Origin of the sequence: Leisingera coralii, from assembly GCF_049056525.1 — a bacterium.
GTDB lineage: Bacteria > Pseudomonadota > Alphaproteobacteria > Rhodobacterales > Rhodobacteraceae > Leisingera > Leisingera coralii.
Window position 1 is genome coordinate 1 of the sequence record NZ_JBHUPT010000095.1, and the last position, 17999, is coordinate 17999.

General features: G+C 62.5%; 13 protein-coding genes and 1 pseudogene. 8 read left to right on the forward strand and 6 right to left on the reverse strand.

Annotation, left to right across the window (positions count from 1 at the left end):
• Positions 1 to 197: 197 nt before the first annotated feature.
• Positions 198 to 848, forward strand: a complete 651-nt coding sequence (locus tag ACFMBG_RS22835; RefSeq protein WP_421056959.1) for a GNAT family N-acetyltransferase — start codon at positions 198 to 200, stop codon at positions 846 to 848.
• Positions 849 to 897: 49 nt separating this feature from the next.
• On the forward strand, positions 898 to 2667 hold the full coding sequence (locus tag ACFMBG_RS22840) for an adenylate/guanylate cyclase domain-containing protein (RefSeq protein ID WP_421056960.1): 1770 nt from the start codon (positions 898 to 900) through the stop codon (positions 2665 to 2667).
• Between the two features lie 87 nt (positions 2668 to 2754).
• Here ACFMBG_RS22840 and ACFMBG_RS22845 read toward each other — a convergent pair whose 3' ends face one another.
• From ACFMBG_RS22845 to torT, 5 genes are all read right to left on the reverse strand, one after another.
• Positions 2755 to 3300 carry a hypothetical protein gene (locus ACFMBG_RS22845; protein WP_421056961.1) on the reverse strand — a complete coding sequence of 182 codons (546 nt, stop codon included), beginning with the start codon at positions 3298 to 3300 and terminating at the stop codon, positions 2755 to 2757.
• A 147-nt stretch (positions 3301 to 3447) separates the two neighbouring features.
• Positions 3448 to 4746: a gluzincin family metallopeptidase gene (locus tag ACFMBG_RS22850; RefSeq protein ID WP_421056962.1), complete on the reverse strand. Its 1299-nt coding sequence runs from the start codon at positions 4744 to 4746 to the stop codon at positions 3448 to 3450.
• 41 nt (positions 4747 to 4787) lie between these two features.
• Complete coding sequence (locus ACFMBG_RS22855; RefSeq protein ID WP_421056963.1) at positions 4788 to 6134, reverse strand: TfuA-like protein; 1347 nt, start codon at positions 6132 to 6134, stop codon at positions 4788 to 4790.
• Complete coding sequence (locus ACFMBG_RS22860; RefSeq protein WP_421056964.1) at positions 6131 to 7336, reverse strand: YcaO-like family protein; 1206 nt, start codon at positions 7334 to 7336, stop codon at positions 6131 to 6133. The genes ACFMBG_RS22855 and ACFMBG_RS22860 overlap by 4 nt, the downstream gene beginning before the upstream one ends.
• A 142-nt stretch (positions 7337 to 7478) precedes the next feature.
• Positions 7479 to 8573, reverse strand: a complete 1095-nt coding sequence (gene torT, locus ACFMBG_RS22865) for a TMAO reductase system periplasmic protein TorT (RefSeq protein WP_421056965.1) — start codon at positions 8571 to 8573, stop codon at positions 7479 to 7481.
• 80 nt (positions 8574 to 8653) lie between these two features.
• Between torT and torS the strand changes: the two genes are divergently transcribed.
• A complete protein-coding gene (gene torS, locus ACFMBG_RS22870; RefSeq protein WP_421056966.1) occupies positions 8654 to 11551 on the forward strand; it encodes a TMAO reductase system sensor histidine kinase/response regulator TorS in 2898 nt (965 codons plus the stop codon).
• Here the strand turns inward: torS and ACFMBG_RS22875 are convergent.
• A complete protein-coding gene (locus ACFMBG_RS22875) occupies positions 11532 to 12224 on the reverse strand; it encodes a response regulator (RefSeq protein ID WP_421056967.1) in 693 nt (230 codons plus the stop codon). The two genes, torS and ACFMBG_RS22875, sit on opposite strands and share 20 nt — an antisense overlap.
• A 188-nt stretch (positions 12225 to 12412) precedes the next feature.
• On the opposite strand from ACFMBG_RS22875, the gene ACFMBG_RS22880 reads away from it, so the two are divergent.
• From ACFMBG_RS22880 to ACFMBG_RS22900, 5 genes and pseudogenes are all read left to right on the forward strand, one after another.
• Entirely contained in the window at positions 12413 to 13360 is a 948-nt protein-coding gene (locus tag ACFMBG_RS22880; RefSeq protein ID WP_421056968.1) for an ABC transporter substrate-binding protein, read from the forward strand.
• A gap of 70 nt (positions 13361 to 13430) precedes the next feature.
• On the forward strand, positions 13431 to 14462 hold the full coding sequence (locus ACFMBG_RS22885) for a quaternary amine ABC transporter ATP-binding protein (RefSeq protein ID WP_421056969.1): 1032 nt from the start codon (positions 13431 to 13433) through the stop codon (positions 14460 to 14462).
• Positions 14459 to 16423, forward strand: coding sequence for an ABC transporter permease (locus ACFMBG_RS22890; protein ID WP_421056970.1), 1965 nt, complete (start codon positions 14459 to 14461; stop codon positions 16421 to 16423). The genes ACFMBG_RS22885 and ACFMBG_RS22890 overlap by 4 nt, the downstream gene beginning before the upstream one ends.
• A 4-nt stretch (positions 16424 to 16427) precedes the next feature.
• A complete protein-coding gene (locus ACFMBG_RS22895; RefSeq protein ID WP_421056971.1) occupies positions 16428 to 17498 on the forward strand; it encodes a GlxA family transcriptional regulator in 1071 nt (356 codons plus the stop codon).
• A gap of 155 nt (positions 17499 to 17653) precedes the next feature.
• Positions 17654 to 17915 (forward strand): annotated as a pseudogene (locus tag ACFMBG_RS22900) (transposase); the annotation flags it as partial.
• Positions 17916 to 17999 lie beyond the last annotated feature (84 nt).

Sequence of the window (17999 nt, forward strand, 5' to 3'; positions counted from 1 at the left end):
GTTTAATCATAGCACCGGGGAGTCGCAACCCCAAAAGACAGCTGTCACCGAATTTCTTAACCTGCAGGCCGGCCCGATGCCCCAGCCCCTTCACACGCCAAGGCTGGCCGGAAATGTGTTATAAGTCTGAAGCTGCGCTTTTCCGGTCAGCTCTGGCATCTGGAAAGGCGCGTGTTGCAAACCAAAGGGGGCGGCAGATGCCGGACCGGAAATCAGAAGGTTTTCAGCTCCGGCCGCTGGAAACAGCGGACCTCGCAACAGCCGCAGACTGGCTTCAGAACATTGCCGACCTGGCACGTTTCGACCGCTCAACGCGCATTCCTCTGACCGCGTCCGGAATTGAACAGGCCTGGGGCCCCATTGGCGACGCCGGGGCAAATGCCGGCAAGTGCTGGTTTGCCCTCACCGAGGAAGGCGGGGAGCTGTGCGGTATCGCGGGCCTCGAGAACATCTCTGCGGTGAACCGTGATGCCGTTATTGCGATGTTAATTGAAAAATCCAGGCGCAGACAGGGCATCGGCATCCGGGCCATGGCTCTGCTTCTGGACTTTGCCTTCCGGCAGATCGGGCTAAATCGCGTTACATCGTACTACCGGGCCGACAATACCCGCAGTGAACAGCTGACAGCGCGTGCGGGCTTTGCAACCGAAGGCAGGATGCGGGCGGCATGGTTCGCAGAAGGCCGGTTTTTTGACATGATTACTGTCGGCCTCCTGCGGGAGGAATGGGACGCCAGCCGCAAAGCGCTGGCGCAGGAACTCGGCGCCAGCCCGCGTGTCAGCTTCCGTGGTGCAGAGGCTGACGGATGGGTCTGGCCGCCCGGTCCGGCAAACCCGCCGGCAGAATGAGCGGCGAAACCAGCGGCCCCAATACGCACTCACAGGAGGAGGACAGCTTGTGAGCGGCCATAGCGAGACAACAACGGTCCGGCGCCAGCTTGGTGCGGTGCTGTTTGCCGACGTCGTCGGCTATGCCCGGCTGATGGGCAATGATGAGATCGACACGTACAGTGCCCTGAAATCCCTCCTGGAACAGCTAGAGGCGGCCTGCCAGGCGCATGACGGGCAAGTGGTGGCTGTCCGTGGCGACGGGGTTCTGGCCCTGTTTGAAACTGCCACCAATGCCGTGGAGTTTGGCGTCGAGCTGCACCGCATTGCTGAACAGAGCAACAACGCACGGCCGGAGGACCAGCACCTCCGGTTCCGCGCCGGTGTGCATATGGGTGAAATCCTGGTCGATGACCGCGGCATCCACGGGGATAACGTCAACATTGCCGCACGGCTGCAGGAGATCGCCGAACCGGGCCGGGTCTTTGTCAGCGCATCAGTCTATGAGCAGATCCGAAACCGGCTGCGCTTCGGGTTCGAATTCCTTGGCCCGCAGCGGCTCAAGAACATTGCCGAACCGGTCGCGGCCTATTGCGTCCGCAGCGAAGTTGCAGGTGCGACAATGGCTGCAACCCGGCGCCCGGAGACCCAGCCCGCGCACCGCCCGCCGCCCGGCATCCCTTCGGTGGCCGTGCTGCCCTTTACCAGCCTGGGCGGCGACCAGTCCGACAGCTGGTTTGCCGACGGGCTGACAGAAGACATCATCCTGAACCTGTCCAAGTTCAAGAACCTCTTTGTCATTGCCCGCAATTCCGCCTTCTTTTTCAAGGCCAGCACCATGCCGCCACAGGAGGCCGCACGGGAATTGGGGGTGCGCTATGTTGCCCGCGGCAGCGTCCGGCGGGCGGCCGCCCGGATCCGAATCGCCATTGAACTGATCGATGCGGAGACCGGCCGCACCATCTGGGGGGAACGGTACGACCGCAATATCGACGACATATTTGCCATCCAGGACGAGGTGACCGACGCCATCGTGGCCGCAACCGCCGTGCTGATCGAGGCCCAGGAACGCATGCGGATGGCGCAGACGGCACCTGCCGACCTGGCCGCCTATGGTTACGTGCTGCGCGGTCAGCAATATATCTTCCGCTACACGCGGCAGGACAACCGCGAAGCACAAACCCTGTATGAGCGTGCCCTGGCCCGCGACCAGGACTATGCCCGAGCCTCTGCCGCGCTCTCCCGGACACTGAATATCGATTGGCGCTATTCCTGGGCCAAGGATGCCGAGCACGCGCTGGACACAGCATTGTCCTATGCGCAACGTGCGGTGGAGCTGGATCCGACCGACGCCCGCGGTTTTGGCGAGCTGGGCTTTGTGCATCTGTACCGCAAAGAGCATGATGCGGCGATCGGTGCCTACCGGCGCGCCTTGGCGCTGAACCCGAATGATGCAGACCTGCTGTCGGACTACGCCGATGCGCTGGCCCATTCCGGTGATAACGAAGCCGCAATCGGAAACCTGCAGCAGGCGATGCGGCTCAACCCTTATTTTCCAGACCAGTACCTGTGGCACTTGGGCGGCGCCTATTACAATCTCAAGCAATATGATGCAGTCATCGATACGCTGACGAAGATGAACAACCCGACCGAAGGCCAGCGCATGCTTGCCGCCAGCTATGCGCAGCTGGGCAAGATGGACCAGGCCCGCGACATGGCGGCCAGGCACCACGAGGCGCACCCGAATTTCTCGCTGGAACGCTGGGCCAAGGTGCAGCCCGACCGGCTCGAAGAGGACACCCAGCATTTCGTCGAAGGGTTGAAGAAGGCAGGTTTCTGACGAGGGCCGCCCGGCTTGCAGTCAAGGCCGCACTGTAAAGGTCGCGTTTGCCGCTGCCAAAAAACTAGCCTTGTTCAAGCGGCGGCGTCAGTCGCCAGAACCGCGGGCCTTGGCACCGCTGACCTTGGCGCCGCTTACTTTTGCACCGCTGACTTTGGCCCCGCTCACCTTGGCGCCGCTGACCTTGGCGCCGCTGATGGCAGGCCCGGTATCGGAATAAACATCCAGCAGAACCTGCTCAAACATGCCGGTCATCAAGTCCATGCGGATGGTGAAATCGGCCTTATCATATTCCCAGTACATGACATCAGCTGACATCTGGAAATCGGCAGCCGCCACGCCGGACTTGGACGGATCCAGCGGCGCCGTTGAAAGCCCCCCGCAATCGGTGAAGGCGTCTCTGCCCTTGCCATGCACCAGCAGGATCACCGGTTCCGGCAGCTGGTAGAAGGTGCCTTCATAGGCAAACCCGTAGATCCGGGCAAATCTCGGATCCTTCTTGTCCGCGAGCTGCCTGGCCAGGAATCCGTTGCCAGCCCGCCGCCCCTTGCGGTTCACCTTCTTGATTTTCAGGTCTTCGACCAGCCGTCCGAACAGTAACACTTCTGAAAAACTGAGTAACGTCTCTGCCACCTTACTCACTCCTGTGGCTATGGAACACACACCAGAAGATCTTCTCGCAATACCCCGGCCCCAAAACGTGCAGGCCTCATTTCCGGAAAAGTCCCCCTAAGGCAGAAATTAACACAGGATGAATAGAATTTACAGCTTACCGGCAAATCACACGCCGGGCACGCGTGTCCGCACCGAATGCGCGTGGCTGTCCTCGTCCGCCTCGGCCAGGCGCGGTCCGGCCTGAAACAGGCCAATCCCGCGCATCCTGAAGTTGCCTTCGATGATCGTATAAAAAGCGCCTCCGGTTGTTTCGCGGTCAACGGCCAGCAGCGCCTCACCGACTGCGGCATAGGTGAGGGTTTCCGCCTCCAGCATGCTCCAGGCTGCCGCCAGGTAGGCGCCCAGGAAATCGCGTGCTTCCAGCAAAGCGATGCGGAACCCCTCGGGATCAAGGGCGTAGCGCGCATCAAACAGCGCCTGCATGACATCGCTGTAATAGGGAGTGTCCTCCAGCTGGTCGGACAGATCCTCCATTTCCGACGTGATCAGCCCATGCACCAGCAGCCTTTCGTGGAAGATATCGACGAGGATATCGAACATCGCGCCGGTCAGCGGTTCCGACAATGCATGCTCGCTGCTCCAGCCCCGCGCGAACTCCTGCAAAGTCCTGGTATTGGCCGCCATCCGGATCTGGGCATTGCCGGCAAGCTCAGCGAAGCGGTTCAGCTGATTGAAGGTGTACAGATTACCCCTGGTGCTCTCCAGCAGCTCCTCAACCACAGAACCGAAATGCAGCGAGGCGATCAGCGCCACCATGTCCGCCGCGGATTCGTGAAACCCGTAATATTCTCCCGGCACATCCTCGGACAGCGGCATTCCAATAATGCTGTAGATGATTGCATGGCCAACCTCATGCGCGACCACGTCGAAGTTCAGGCTGTAGGCGCGGTATTCGCCGCCGTGCTCGCTGGTGCCGCCGGTTTCCAGAAAGCCCCAGCCGATGTGTGCGTTGTCCAGGCTCGGCAGCAGGGACAGTTCCAGCCGGTCATAGTCGCGGGCGAAATGCCAGGGGATCGGATGCCCGAAGTATTCTTCCCATACATCCAGGGTGAAATGGGCGGAGGCAAACAGATGCGCCGCCTCGAAACCGGGGTCTGAGGGCGGGATGTGGATAAAGTGGCCATCTTCATCCGGTTCCGGCGGCGGATGCACCTCACCGTGCCAGGGCGGCAGGTACATCCCCGGCCCGTCAGGTCCCGGGACGATGGCGCCAAAGGGAATGGTCTTGCCCATCGGATTAACCACATACATCCGCGGCCCCGACGGTCCCGGCCCCAGTGAGCCGGGGGGCGCGGAAATCTCAACCAGTTCCAGCTCCGGCTCCGCCGTCCGGAACGGAGACTGCGGAAACAGCAGAAAGCGCGTTCCCGGCGCTTCCTCCGCCATTTCATAAGGGTCGTCCATGCGGTCCTCCCGTCCTGCGGGGGCCTTGCCGATTGCCCTGCCTACTTCCGGTCTTTTTGCGCCGGCCGTGTTTTGCACCCCTGATGATACATGAATTCACGCTGGATCAGCTCAAAGAATTCATCACGGCCGCGGCAGCCAAGTGACTCCAGGTATTCGTCCAGCCTGTCCGGGATGTCCCGCTGAAGCAGCGTTTCAAAGTACCAGACCGTCAGTGGCAGACGCTCCGGCTCGGGCACGGGCCCGGACGGCGGGTTTTGCGCCTCCAGGCAGCGCTCCTTTGACACGGCTCGCGACTTCAGTCCGGAATAGGCGCCCGCCTGCCGCAGTTCCGCCAGCAGATGCGGGGCCAACTGGCCGTTCAGGGTGCCCGCCACGGTCCCAGTAAGGGCCGCTTCACCCAGCCAATCCTCATAGGCCGCCGCGGACAGCCCGTTGCCCTTCAGCCAGCGGCGCAGGCTGCTGCTGCTGAACAGGCCCAGCGCCTCGCGGTGCGCCGACATTTGCGCCGCCAGCGTTTCCCGTTCCACTGTGCGGCCTTGTTTGCCGGCCTCCTGCAAGGCCAAGTGGCGCAAGAGCGCGCGGGTCCGGAACTCCTCATAGCGTTCAGGGTCCAGCCGCAGCTCATCCAGAACCCGCCGGTCCTCCGCCTGCAAACGGTGCGCCTCCGCCTCGATACGCCGGACCAGTGCCTGCCAGGCCAGCGTGCGCTCAACTTTTTGCGGCGATGCCAGCCCGGGTTCGCGCCCGCCATTGAGATACGCCGCCATTTGCACCAGCATTTCCCGCGCATCATCCCGCTTGGCATCCACCCGCCCGGATTTCAGCCAGGCTTTGAACCCATCGCACCAGGATGCAGCCTGGAAATCCGCCAGGATCTGATCCCAGACCCGGTGCTGGTAAAACCGCGCATTGGCGGCGTCCAGCAAGGCCGCCGCCTGATCCGCGTCCAGCACCGCCTCGCTGGCGGCTCGCGCAACCGTAGCCCGGATAGAGACCATCGGTTCGCTTAGCGGCGCAAAGCCCAGTTCCTCCGGGCTGTGCAGCACTGCCACCTCATCGTCGTCAATTACCGAGCCATTGGCGTAGGCCTCATAAATCCTGCCCACGCCTATCATACCGAAAGCAGACAGCTCAGCCGCTCGCAGCGCCCCCATGCTGGCACTGCCGAACACCGCGATGCCCTGCTCCAGCGCCCAAAGGATTTCCTTATGCCAGACGGAGGGCACACCTTCGAAATACCCGTCTATCAGGCCAATGGCCTTTGCCCCGTGCCGGGCAACCCTGTAAATGTCGCCCTGGCCGGCCGGGGGCAGAACCGTTGCCTCAAAATATACTTCCACCTCGTCTGCCCGGATCGTCGGGCCAGCAAAGACCACCGCTGTCATGACAAAGCCTCCCGCGCCGCGAGTGCCCGCGGTCCCGGTACAAAATCAGGATCGTCATGCGGTGCCTCCAGCCCCGGGATCACAGCACGTACCACCGCGACATCCAAGCCTGGACGGGACAGATCCACTGTCAGAGCCTGCCGAATACCGGCTCCGGCCAGCCTGCCCAGAAGCCAGGACAAGTCTTCCTCAAAGGATGGTGACGAAAAGTCCGGGCACTCCTCAAAACGGGCAGTTGCCACTGTCTGGTCCAGCAGCCGCCGTACAAATTGCGTGCGTTCAGTGGACGCCTGCGCCGTGAACTCCTCCGGGTCCAGGTCGTCGCGGGCGCCGGAGATATAGGTCAGCCGCGTCTGCGCCGCCTCCGTCAGTGCCCGCAGCAGAGCAATGCCCCGGTCCGGATGGCAGCCGCTGCCGATCCCGATATGCCCGGGCCGCGCCCCGTGCTCGCAGATCATGCAATGAAACGCCGCCACGCCGATGTCCGAGGTGATGTTCCAGATACCTGCCTGCAGGCCTGCTCTCTCAAACCGTTCCAGCGCTTCGCGGCAGCGCGGGTCCTCGATTGCCGCCGGGTCAATCCGCGCGCCTGGTGAAACCTGGTGCCACAGGGTGATCGCATCCCGTTCGATCACTTCGCAGATGGCGTGGCATGTGGCCTCTGCCAGGCTGTTGCCGGAGGCGAGCCCGTTTGTCGTGCGCGGAAAGGCCCCCTGCCCGCCTAAAGGCCGGCCCGTATAGTCGGTGTCCACCATTTCAAAGGGCAGCCAATGCGGCTGCCCTGAGACAAGATCCTCGCCCTCCACCCACAGCATCGGGCCGTGGGGATCAAAGCTGCCGCCTGTCACCCGCGGCAGGCGCTCGACATCGGCGACCAGTGCCTCCTTCTGGAGGTCGGCGTAACTGGCCACGCGCAACGGCCGCGCGATCCGCTCGGCGTGCCAGGTCTCGACCGCCTCCATCACGCCCGAGGCCTGCGCCGCCTCCAGCGTCAGCCCCTTGCCCAGCGCCACTGCAACGGAGCGGGAATTCGGCCGCGTCACCATCACCGTTGGCAGGCCAACCCGGTCCAGTCCGGTCAGATTGGCGATGCGGGTGATGCCCATCTCAGCAAGATGCGGTCTGACGGCTGCCAGCGTCTGCGCCGGATCGCACAGCCGGTGGGTATCCAGCACATATCCTTTCTGCTGCGCCTTTGGCATGGGCAGGCCTCACTGTCATGACCGCCGCGGATGATCTGCCGGCAGCAACCTGGCAGCCGGCACGCTGTGTTCAAGGATGCTGGATTGAGTGTTTCGGGTCAACAAAACCGCCTTTGCCGCCGTTTCGCGGTTCAAAGCCAAGTCACTGCTGCGGCTGAAAATCAAACACCGGTACAAAACTGGCTGGCGCCAAAGACTGCTCCAGAAGATCAGCACCAATCGTGTTCTGATCGAAAACCATGATCTCAGGCCCTGCATGTTTCACACGCAACTTCCCCTCGATTGCCCGGACAGCCATTTCAACTGCCAGCCGCCCCTGAAGAACGGGAAAGTCCGTCGGCGCCGCAATTATACGCTCGCGCAGCACGCCCCGGTAAACGGCGTGGGTCATGTAGTCAGAAACCACCTGCACCCTGCCTTGCAATCCCCGCGCACGCAAGACCGAGACGGCGGCCTGGGCTGCCGGTGCGGATCCGGCGATGTAGTCGAGATCCCCGACCTCATCCAGCGCCTCCTCAACCAGCCGCACCTGAATTTCCCGGCCAGTGTCTCCGTATTTTGTCACCGCAACTACCGCCGAACTATCCTCCAGCGCCGCGCGAAAGCCCTGTTCCACAAACTTCACCCAGCCCGCTTTCTCTGGCCCCGGGAACCAGGCAACTTTTACCGGCGCAGTGCCCTTGGGATGACGCTCTGCGATGACCCGTCCTGCCACGGCCCCCATGTCCGTCCAGGACACGCCCACCTTGGCAGTGATCCCGGCATCCGCAATGTCGTTCACCGCAGCAATCACCGGAACCGAAGCCGAGATCCGTTCAACCGTGCTGGTGAGCCCGCCGAACGACACCGTGCCAAGGATCAGCGCATCCGCCCCCGCGGCCACGCAATCTTCCACTTGACGGATCTGCCGTTGCAGATTGGGATAGCCCCCCGCCTCGACCAGTTGGAAGGAGACGCCCAGCCGAGCCGCCTCAGCGACCATGCCGTAATTGACGCTGAGCCAGTAGGCGTCTTTCAAATGCGGGTAAGCAACGCACAACCGCCACGCTTGAGCGGCCTTTTCCAGCGGGTGGTAATCCGCCGCGGCATAGCCGCTTTCATAATCGAACGGGGTTCTGGGCATCTGCAGGCGCCAGGAATCCGCGGCTGCCGGTGTGCAAAGCACCGCAAGTACGAAGAACCAGACTGCGCGCATGAAAACTCCTTCCTGCCGCCGAAGATAGGCAGCGGGATACAAAAGGGAAATTCAAAATTGCACCGCAAGCGAATGCGCGCGAAAGTTCGGGGATGTTTGGAAAGCTCGGACTCGGCGGTAAATTGAGCCTCGCATTCATCGTCATTGCGGGCCTCCCGACCCTTGCCGGCATCCTTGGGCTGATCGAATTGAGGACGCTTGCGCACCGCCAGGCAGAGGTGATCAGCCAGACCATTCCCGCCATCGCCGAGGTGCGCGGCATGGCGGAGGAAAGCACCCGCATCATCGCGATTGCCCCCGAACTGGCTGCAGTTTCCTCGCAGGCTGAACGGGAAAACCGTGCCCGCTTTCTGGCGGATCAGGTTGAGGCTCTGACCCGGCGGCTGGACGCGCTGGAGCAGGCGGGCGGAACGGGCTCGGCGCGGCTGCGGGCAACAGTGACCGATGCCGCCCGCGTGCTGTCCCTTTTGAACAATCTGGTTGAGGCCCGCATTTCCCTGCACGGGGAGTTTAAGCAGCTCGCTGAGCACAACCTGACGGCTGCGAACAATCTGCTCAGCATGGCAGATACCCTGGTGGCCAATGCCGAGATGGGCACCACCGCAGTGATCTCCAGCCTTTACGGCCCCGGATCCTCCCCGGCTGAAGAGCAAGCACGCACCGACACGCTGGACAAACTGATCGAGGTCGACCTGTTCCAGCTGGGGCTGATGTTCGAGCTGCGCTCGCAGACAGCGGAAATCGGGCTGCTGATCAACCGGATCGAAGACGCCGCCAGCGAAACCGAGCTGGGCGAGATTGAGGCGTCGCTCATCAGCCGCCTGCGGATCGTTGCACGCCGGGTCAAGGCCATTCGCGACCCCGGCCGGCGCCAGCAGGCCGAAGGCTACGCTGCGCAATTGCAGAGTGTTCCGGATGCCGAAACAGGGCTTTTCGTGCTGCGGGACCGTATTCTCGCCACCGAAAACCGCATAACCGCCCTCAAGCAGGAACTGCAGAACACGGCGCTGCGCCTGGGCGACGAAGCCGCTTCCGTGGCTGATCAGGCGCAGGCCCGTGCAATCCGGTCGGGCAATGACGCCGCATTCGACGTGCAGCAGGCACAGCTGCGCAACGGCTTTGCCGCAGCTGCCGGCTTTGTGTTGTCGCTGGCGGTGCTGTGGTTTTATGTGCGCGGCAGCATCACCCGCCGCCTCAACCGGCTCTCCGGCACCATGGCGGCGCTGATGCGCGGCCAGCTGGACCACCCGGTGCGGCCTAGGGGCCGGGATGAGATCGCCCGCATGGAGGGGGCCGTCGAAGTCTTCCGCCAGCAAGCAATCGAAAAGCTGGAACTGGAACGGGTGCGGGACCGCAACGAACAGGAGCTCAGGGAGCACCGCAACAACCTGCAAACCCTGGTGAATGAGCAGACCGAACGCCTACGGGAGGAGGTCGAAGCCCACGACGAAGCGCGGCAAAAGGCGGAGGCGGCCGATCAGGCGAAATCCGAATTCCTCGCCATGATGAGCCACGAAATCCGCACACCGATGAACGGGGTGCTGGGGATGCTGCGCAGCCTCTCGGACGATGGCCTGCCCCCGCCGCAGATGGAACGGCTGCGGGCAGCGCTGACTTCCGGCCAGAACCTGCTGAAAATCCTGAACGACATCCTGGACTACTCAAAAATCGAAAGCGGAGCGCTGAAGCCTGAGATCACAACCTTTTCGCTGCGCGAACTGGTGACCGACATTGTCGTGCTGTTACGGCCCGGTGCCGATACCAAGGGCGTCCACCTCTGGCTCGACGCGCCTGAAGCTGTGCCTGATGTAGTGCAAGGCGACGCCGCCAAGCTGCGGCAGATCCTGTTCAACCTCCTGTCCAATGCGCTGAAATTCACTGATGCGGGCGAGGTGATCCTGCGGATCCGGTCCAACGACGCAACCGGCGGGCATCACCGGGTGACTTTCGAAGTAAGCGACACCGGCAAGGGCATCTCGGACGAGGCCAAGTTAAGGGTTTTCGAGGCCTTCGAACAGGAAGACACCGATACCGCCCGCAAGTTCGGCGGCACTGGTCTGGGGCTTGCGATCAGCAGGCATTTTGCCCGGGCCATCGGTGCCCGGCTCTCGCTGGAAAGCACCAAGGGCGTGGGCTCCGTTTTCACCCTCGCCCTGGAGCTGGAACCCGGTGATCCGGCTGACCTGGCACCAGAGGAGCCGCCAGCCCCGGTGACGCAATCTGAAAACGCCTTGTCCGTGCTGGTGGTCGAAGACAATGAGATCAATCAAATGGTCGCCCGGGGCTATCTGGAGCGCATGGGCCACAGCTGCCAATGCGTTGGCAGTGCGGAGGAGGCGCTTGAGCTGCTGCCGGGCTCCGGTTTCGACCTCGTGCTGATGGATGTGAACCTTCCGGGGATCAGCGGAACCGAGGCCACCCGCCGCTTGCGGGCGTTGCCCGATCCGCGGCTCGTCAAGCTGCCGGTCATAGGCATTTCTGCGCATGTTCAGGAGGAACAGATCGAAACCCACCTGCAGGCCGGCATGAACGGCTTTGTCGCCAAGCCGGTCTCACCCGAACGCCTGGCCAAAGCCCTGGACAGCGTCATGCGGGGCCACGACGGTGCGATTTACCTTTCCGCGCGGCACACGGCCCCCGGTCAGACAGATCGCCATGCACGCCTTAAGCAGCAGATGCAGGAAAACATGCAGGACCTTGGCGCGGCACAAGCCTTGGACATCGCACGGATGTTCGAGCGCGAGCTGCCGCAAAGCCTCACCCGCATGAGCGACGCGCTGGAAGCCAAGGACTTTGCAGCTTTGGCAAAGGACGCGCACCGCGCCAAAGGGGCCGCTGGAACATTCGGCCAGCGGGATCTGGTGTCACTGCTGTCTGAACTCGAGAAACGGGCCGGAAACGGCGACCTGTCCGGAGCCAGGGATCAGCTGGACGCGCTGAACCGCTTGGCACCGCAGGTCTTGAACACGCTGGCAAAAGTGCTGCGCGATTGCGAAGACATCAGCTCAAAGGCGCCGTGAAGACATAACCCTCGCCGTGAACGGTGGTGATCACCCGCGGGTTGCCTGGATCCTCCTCCAGCTTGCCGCGCAAGCGCCGGATCAGCACATCCACGGTGCGCGGGTTGCCACCGTACTGCCGGTGGGTGACCCGGCTCATCAGCGCATCGCGCGAGGCCACCTCCCCCGCCCGGCTGACCAGCATATCCAGCACTTCGAACTCGGCCCGGGTCAGCGGAATGCTGTCGCCCTCAACGGTCTGCAAATGCCGCGCCGCCACGTCGAATTGGAACTTGCCGAACTTGTAGATACGCCGGGACAGGCGCCGGATGTCCGCTGTCCGCCGCAGCAGGTTCTTGAGCCGCGCCAGCAGTTCACGCCGGTTGAAGGGCTTGCAGACATAATCATCCGCGCCGAGCTCCAGCCCGACAATACGGTCGATCTCATCATCCCGGCCGGTTACCAGAATGATCCCCATCTCGGACTTGGCACGCTGTTCGCGTGTGATCTGCAACCCGTCCTTGCCCGGCAGGTTGATGTCGACCAGCAGGAGATCAACCTCCTGGTCCTCCAGAATTTTCTCAGCCACTTCCGCAGTTTCGGCCTGAGAAACTTCATACCCTTGCGCATCCAGATAGCTGGCGAGGGTGGCCCGCGTGACCGGCTCGTCCTCGATGATCAATATATGCGCCATGACTGCGGTGCCCTTCGCGATATTTCCCACCGGTTAACAAATTTTAACATGAACTGCCAGTCTGTTCATCCCGCCGGGCTGACCTGTTCACATCTGCTGCCTAGCCTCCTCTCCCGAAAGCCAGGCTTTCACACCGCGACAAAGGCTCAGGCCATCAGGACCCGGGCTGCGACAACAGGGAGACACACATGAAATACCGGCAATACCTATTGGCCAGCGCAGCGGCCATGACGATGGCGGCCCCGATGGCACTGGCAGAGGACTCGTCGGACCCGATCATAATCCCGGTCCACAACTGGTCCAGCCAGATAGTGATGAGCCACGTCGTCGGCCAGATCTTCGAGTCTATGGGCAACAACGTCGAATATGTCTCGACCGACAGCCAGGCGGTCTATGAATCCGTGCGCCTGGGCGACGTCACGCTGGAACTGGAGGTTTGGGAAGGCGCCTTTGGCAAGTCATTCAACGAGGCGCTGGCGAAGGGCGGACTGCATGATGCGGGCGACCACAACGCCGTCACCCGCGAGGACTGGTGGTACCCGATGTGGACCAAGGAGGCCTGCCCCGGCCTGCCAAGCTGGGAAGCGCTGAACGACTGCGCTGCCGTATTTGCTACGCCCGAGACCGGCGACAAAGGCCGCTTCCTGGGCGGTCCCGTCGACTGGCTCAAGCATGATGCAGAGCGGGTCGAGGCGCTGGACATGAATTTCACCGTGGTGAACGCGGGCTCGGCTTCGGCGCTTTGGGCCGAAGTGGCCGCGGCGGAGAAAACCAAGCGGCCGGTGGTGATCTTCAACTGGACCCCGAACTTTGCCGAGGCCGTCTGGCCGGGCGAATTTGTCGAGTTCCCGGCATGGGAAGACGGCTGTGACAAGGACCCCTCTGTCGGTCCGAACCCGGACGCCACCTATGACTGCGGCAACCCGGCAAATGGTTACCTCAAGAAAGCCGCCTGGGACGGTATGAAGGACAAGTGGCCGGCGGCCTATGAAACGCTGACCCAGATCAGCTTCACAAACCCGCAGATCGCCGAGATGGCCAAGCTGGTCGACATTGACGAGATGGAACCCGAGGACGCGGCTGCTGAATGGCTGGAGGCCAATGAGGACCTCTGGAAGCCCTGGACCGGGTCCTGATTTCCGCACGTCCCGCCAACCAGCCGGGGCGGTCCGTTGCCCCGGCGTCTTTGCAAAAGAAAGTTAAGCCATGACCGCCGCCACCCCCGTCATTTCCTGCAAGAACGTCTGGAAGCTGTTCGGCGCCAATCCGGAACAGTACCTGAAGTCGCTGACCGGCAACCCGGGCTTTGATAAAATCCGCCAGGCCGGCTACATCGCTGCCGTGCGCGACGTTTCCCTGGATATTGCCAAGGGGGAGATGCTGGTGATCATGGGGCTGTCCGGCTCCGGCAAATCGACCTTTGTGCGCTGCCTGTCGCGGCTCATCGACATCACCGGCGGCGAGGTCCGGGTCGAAGGCCAGAACATCGGCGAAATGTCCGAGAAAGAACTGATCAATCTGCGCCGCAACAAGATGGGCATGGTGTTCCAGAGCTTCGGCCTGCTGCCGCACCGCACGGTTCTGGACAACGTCGCCTTCCCGCTGGAAATGCGCGGCCAGGACCGCCACGAACGCCGCGCCCGCGCGCTGGAAGTGATTGAACTGGTGGGCCTCTCGGGCCGCGAGGACTATTTCCCGCGCGAGCTGTCAGGCGGCCAGCAGCAACGCGTCGGCATTGCCCGCAGCCTGGCGATCGAACCCGACATCTGGTTCCTGGATGAGCCCTTCTCCGCGCTGGACCCGCTGATCCGCCGCGAGATGCAGGACGAATTCCTGCGCCTGCAGGAGATGCTGGGCAAGACCATCGTCTTCATCACCCACGATTTCGACGAGGCCCTTCGCCTCGCCGACCGCATCGCCATCATGAAGGACGGCGTGGTCGAGCAATGCGCCACCCCGGATCAGATCGTGCTGAACCCGGCCACCGAATATGTCGCCAAGTTCACCGAGGAAATCGAGAAATCCCGCGTCGTGCATGCCGGTGTTCTGGCGCGCGAGGTGAACGGCCACAGCCTGACCGGCTCGGCTGTAGGTGAGAAGCAGACCATCTCCGAACTGGCCCGCCTGCTGGTCAATGACAACCGCGACTTCCTGCCCGTCGCCAATCAGGCCGGCAGCCTGATCGGCGCAATGAGCCGCCAGGAAGCCCTCGACGTGCTGCTGGGAGAGGCATCATGACGGACCAAACCATGATACTTGCCGGAAAATCCCACACCTGGACACGCGCCAAGACCGGCTGGGCGATCTTCGCCGCGGCCTGCCTGCTGGCCGTTGGCAACTCTGTTCTGCCTGCCGGGCTGGTTCGCCCGCCGGACTGGCTGGTGCTGCCCTTTGCCGACTGGATCAATGCGGTCTTTGCCTTTCTCCGCGATGATCTGGGCCTTCTCTACCTGACCCGCGCCTTTGCAGATGGGGTCGAGTGGCTGCTCGATGTGACCGCAAACCTGCTCTATGGCAAGAACCGCTGGCCCCGCATCGGCCCGATCCCCTGGACCGTGATCGCCAGCATCGGCTTTGTCATCGGCTACGCGCTGCAAGGCTGGCGGCTGTCGCTTCTGACCGGCGGCACCTTTGTCTGGATCGCTGTCATGGGGCAGTGGAAATGGGCGATGGAGACCCTTTCCGTAATCGTCGTCGCCGCCCCGTTCTCGATCCTGTTCGGCCTCGTCATGGGCATCTTGGCCTGGCGTTCCAAGACCTTCGAGCGGATCCTGAACCCCATCCTCAACATCGCGCAAAGCCTGCCGCATTTCGCCTATATGATCCCGGTCGTGGTCTTCATCGGCGTCGGCCCAAAGGCGGGCGCGATTGTCACCATCATCTTCTCGGTGCCGCCGATGATCCGCATGTCGCTGCTCGGCCTTCGCAAGGTTCCACACGAGGTGATCGAAAGCGGCCATATGTGCGGCTCCACCCGCTGGCAGCTTTTGCGCCATGTGCGTATTCCAACCGCCCGGACCGAGATCCTGGTGGGCGTCAACCAGGTCATCATGCAATGCCTCGCCATGGTGGTTCTGGCCAGCTTCATCGGCATGCCGGGGCTGGGGCAGAAACTGCTGCAACTGCTGCAGGCGCTGAAGATCGGCCGCTCCGTCGAAATCGGTATCACCATCGTTCTGCTGGCCGTCATGCTCGACCGCTGCACCAAGGCCTGGGCCACCAAACAGCCCGAGCATTTCGAGAAAGGCACCTCCTTTGCCGTCCGCAACAAGTTCCTGCTGCTGGGCCTTGGCCTGTCTCTGGCCTGCCTGGTGCTGGCACAGTTCATCCCGCTGATGGACCAGATCGGCCGCCGGGACGCCTTCACCATCTCCAAGCCGATTGACGCGGTTGCCGACTGGTTCATCGTCCTGATCGACCCCGTCACCCAATGGCTGCGCTGGTTCCTGATCACCTGGGTGCTGATCCCGATCCGCGATGCCTTCCTGTGGATGCCCTATGCCGCCGTGCTGGCGCTGCTGGCCGCCGCCGGCTGGGCCATCGGCGGCCTGCGCTCGGCACTGGTGTGCCTCGCCTTCTTCGGCCTCATCGCCATGTCCGGCTGGTGGGACCGCGCGATGATCACGGTCTATACCGTGGTGGTCGCCGTCTCGATTGCCGCTGTGCTTGGTTTTCCGCTGGGCATCTGGGGATCGTTCCACGAGAAACGCGCTGGCATCGCTCTGCTGATCTGCGACACGCTGCAGACCTTCCCCAGCTTCATCTACCTGATCCCTGTGGTCATGCTGTTCGGCGTGAACGACGTGGCGGTGATCGGAGCCGTGGTCCTCTTCGCCGCCGTGCCGCTGGTGCGCTACACCATCGAAGGCCTGCGCCAGGTGCCGGAAACCCTGATCGAGGCCGCCGATATGTCCGGCGCCACCAGGGCACAGACCCTATGGAAAGTCCGCCTGCCAATGGCCCTGCCCACGATCATGGTCGGAGTGAACCAATCGGTCATGTTCTCGCTGTTCATGGTGATCATCGCTGCCTTCATCGGCACCCAGGATCTGGGCCAGGAGATGCAGCGCGCGCTGTCCTCCACCGATGTGGGCAAGGGGCTGGTGCTGGGCCTCGCCGTCGCCTTCATGGGGCTGATGGTGGACCATCTGGTCACCACCTGGGCCAAAACGAAGAAAGAAGCGCTAGGGCTGGAGTAAAACCATGACGATCCATTCCAACGACTTCGGACCCGCGCCCCATACCCGCATTGGCTTTCTGCTGTTTCCAGGCTTTCCCATGGCCTGCCTGACCTCGGCAATGGAGCCGCTGCGTGCCGCAAATGAAATCGCCGGGCATCAGGTGTTCACCTGGGCTCTGGTGACGGAAACGGGCGCGGACGCAGAGGCTTCCGCCGGGGTCCTTTTTCCCGCGGACATAAACCTCGCCAATGCAGAGGGTTTCGACTGCCTGTTTCTTCTGTCCGGCCCGGAAGGTGATTTCGAAGACCCGGTCTCAGGCCCCGGCCGGTTGCGGTACCTTGCCCGGCACGGCGTGGCCCTGGGCGCGGTTTCCGGCGGCATCTTTCCGCTGGCCCGCAGCGGTCTTCTGGCCGGGCGGCGCTGCACTGTCCACTGGTGCTACCGCAGCGCCTTCGAGGCAGCCTTTCCCGATTGCACGGCTGTCGACCGGCTGATCGTGCGCGATGGCAATATTTATACGGTCTCCGGCGCCACCGCGATGTTCGACCTGTCGCTGGAGCTGATCGGCAACGCCCTCGGCGCAGATGCCATGAACGAGGTAGCCTGCCTGTTCCAGCACCCGGTCATCCGCAACGGCAGCGCCCGGCAAAAGATCCCGGTGCTGCAAAGCGACCGGACAGTCGACCAGATGCCGCCTGCCGTGAAGGAGGCGATGTCGATCTTCTCGGAGAACCTCGAGTCACCGGTCAGCATACGCGATGCGGCGCAGATGGCCGGCATTTCCCCGCGCCAGCTGGAGCGCAGTTTCCGCGCCGCCACCGGCCTCAGCCCCGGCGAATACTACCGGCGCCAGCGCCTGAAGGCCGCCCGGCAAATGGTGCTCTATTCCTGGGATTCGGTTTCTGACATCGCCCATGCGGTCGGCTATGCCAGCTCCTCAACCCTGACCCTGCACTACCGCAAGTTCTACGGCGTCACACCGGTTCAGGACCGCAATCAGGCCTTCCAGCCTGCACGCGGCAAGACTTGCACTCCCCAAAGCGTCGCGCCTTTCTCTGCAACCAGCAAAACCAGATGCGGCACAATGGCTTAGGCTTGGGAAGTGGTGCCGGAGGCGGAACGTGCTTTTATTCGTAGTCGACTGAAAAAAGTACTTTTCTTAAACTGATAAGATTGACACCCCTAGGGTCAGGCCCCATTGATATCCGGTGGGTGGCGTGATTCACGGTTCGAAAAACGAGCGGTGACATGTCTGATCTTTTCTGGCTGACCGACGCCCAGATGGCGCGTCTGGAGCTTTTTTCCGAAGTCCCACGGCAAGCCTCGTGTCGACGGCAAGCGTGTCCTTAGCCGCATTATTTTTGTCAATCGCAATGGGTTAGGATGGCGCGATGCGCCCAGGGAATACAGACCGCATAAGACACTCTACAATCGTTGGAAACGGTGGAGTGACAAAGGCATCTTCGCCCAGATGCTGTCCAGCCTTGCTGCCGATCACGGCGAGGAAAAGTGAGCCTCTCCCAAAGAAGTGGTCCGCCCCTATGATTAGGAAACGGAGGACCATAGATGGCGAGCAAAAGGCCCAAGCCTGAAG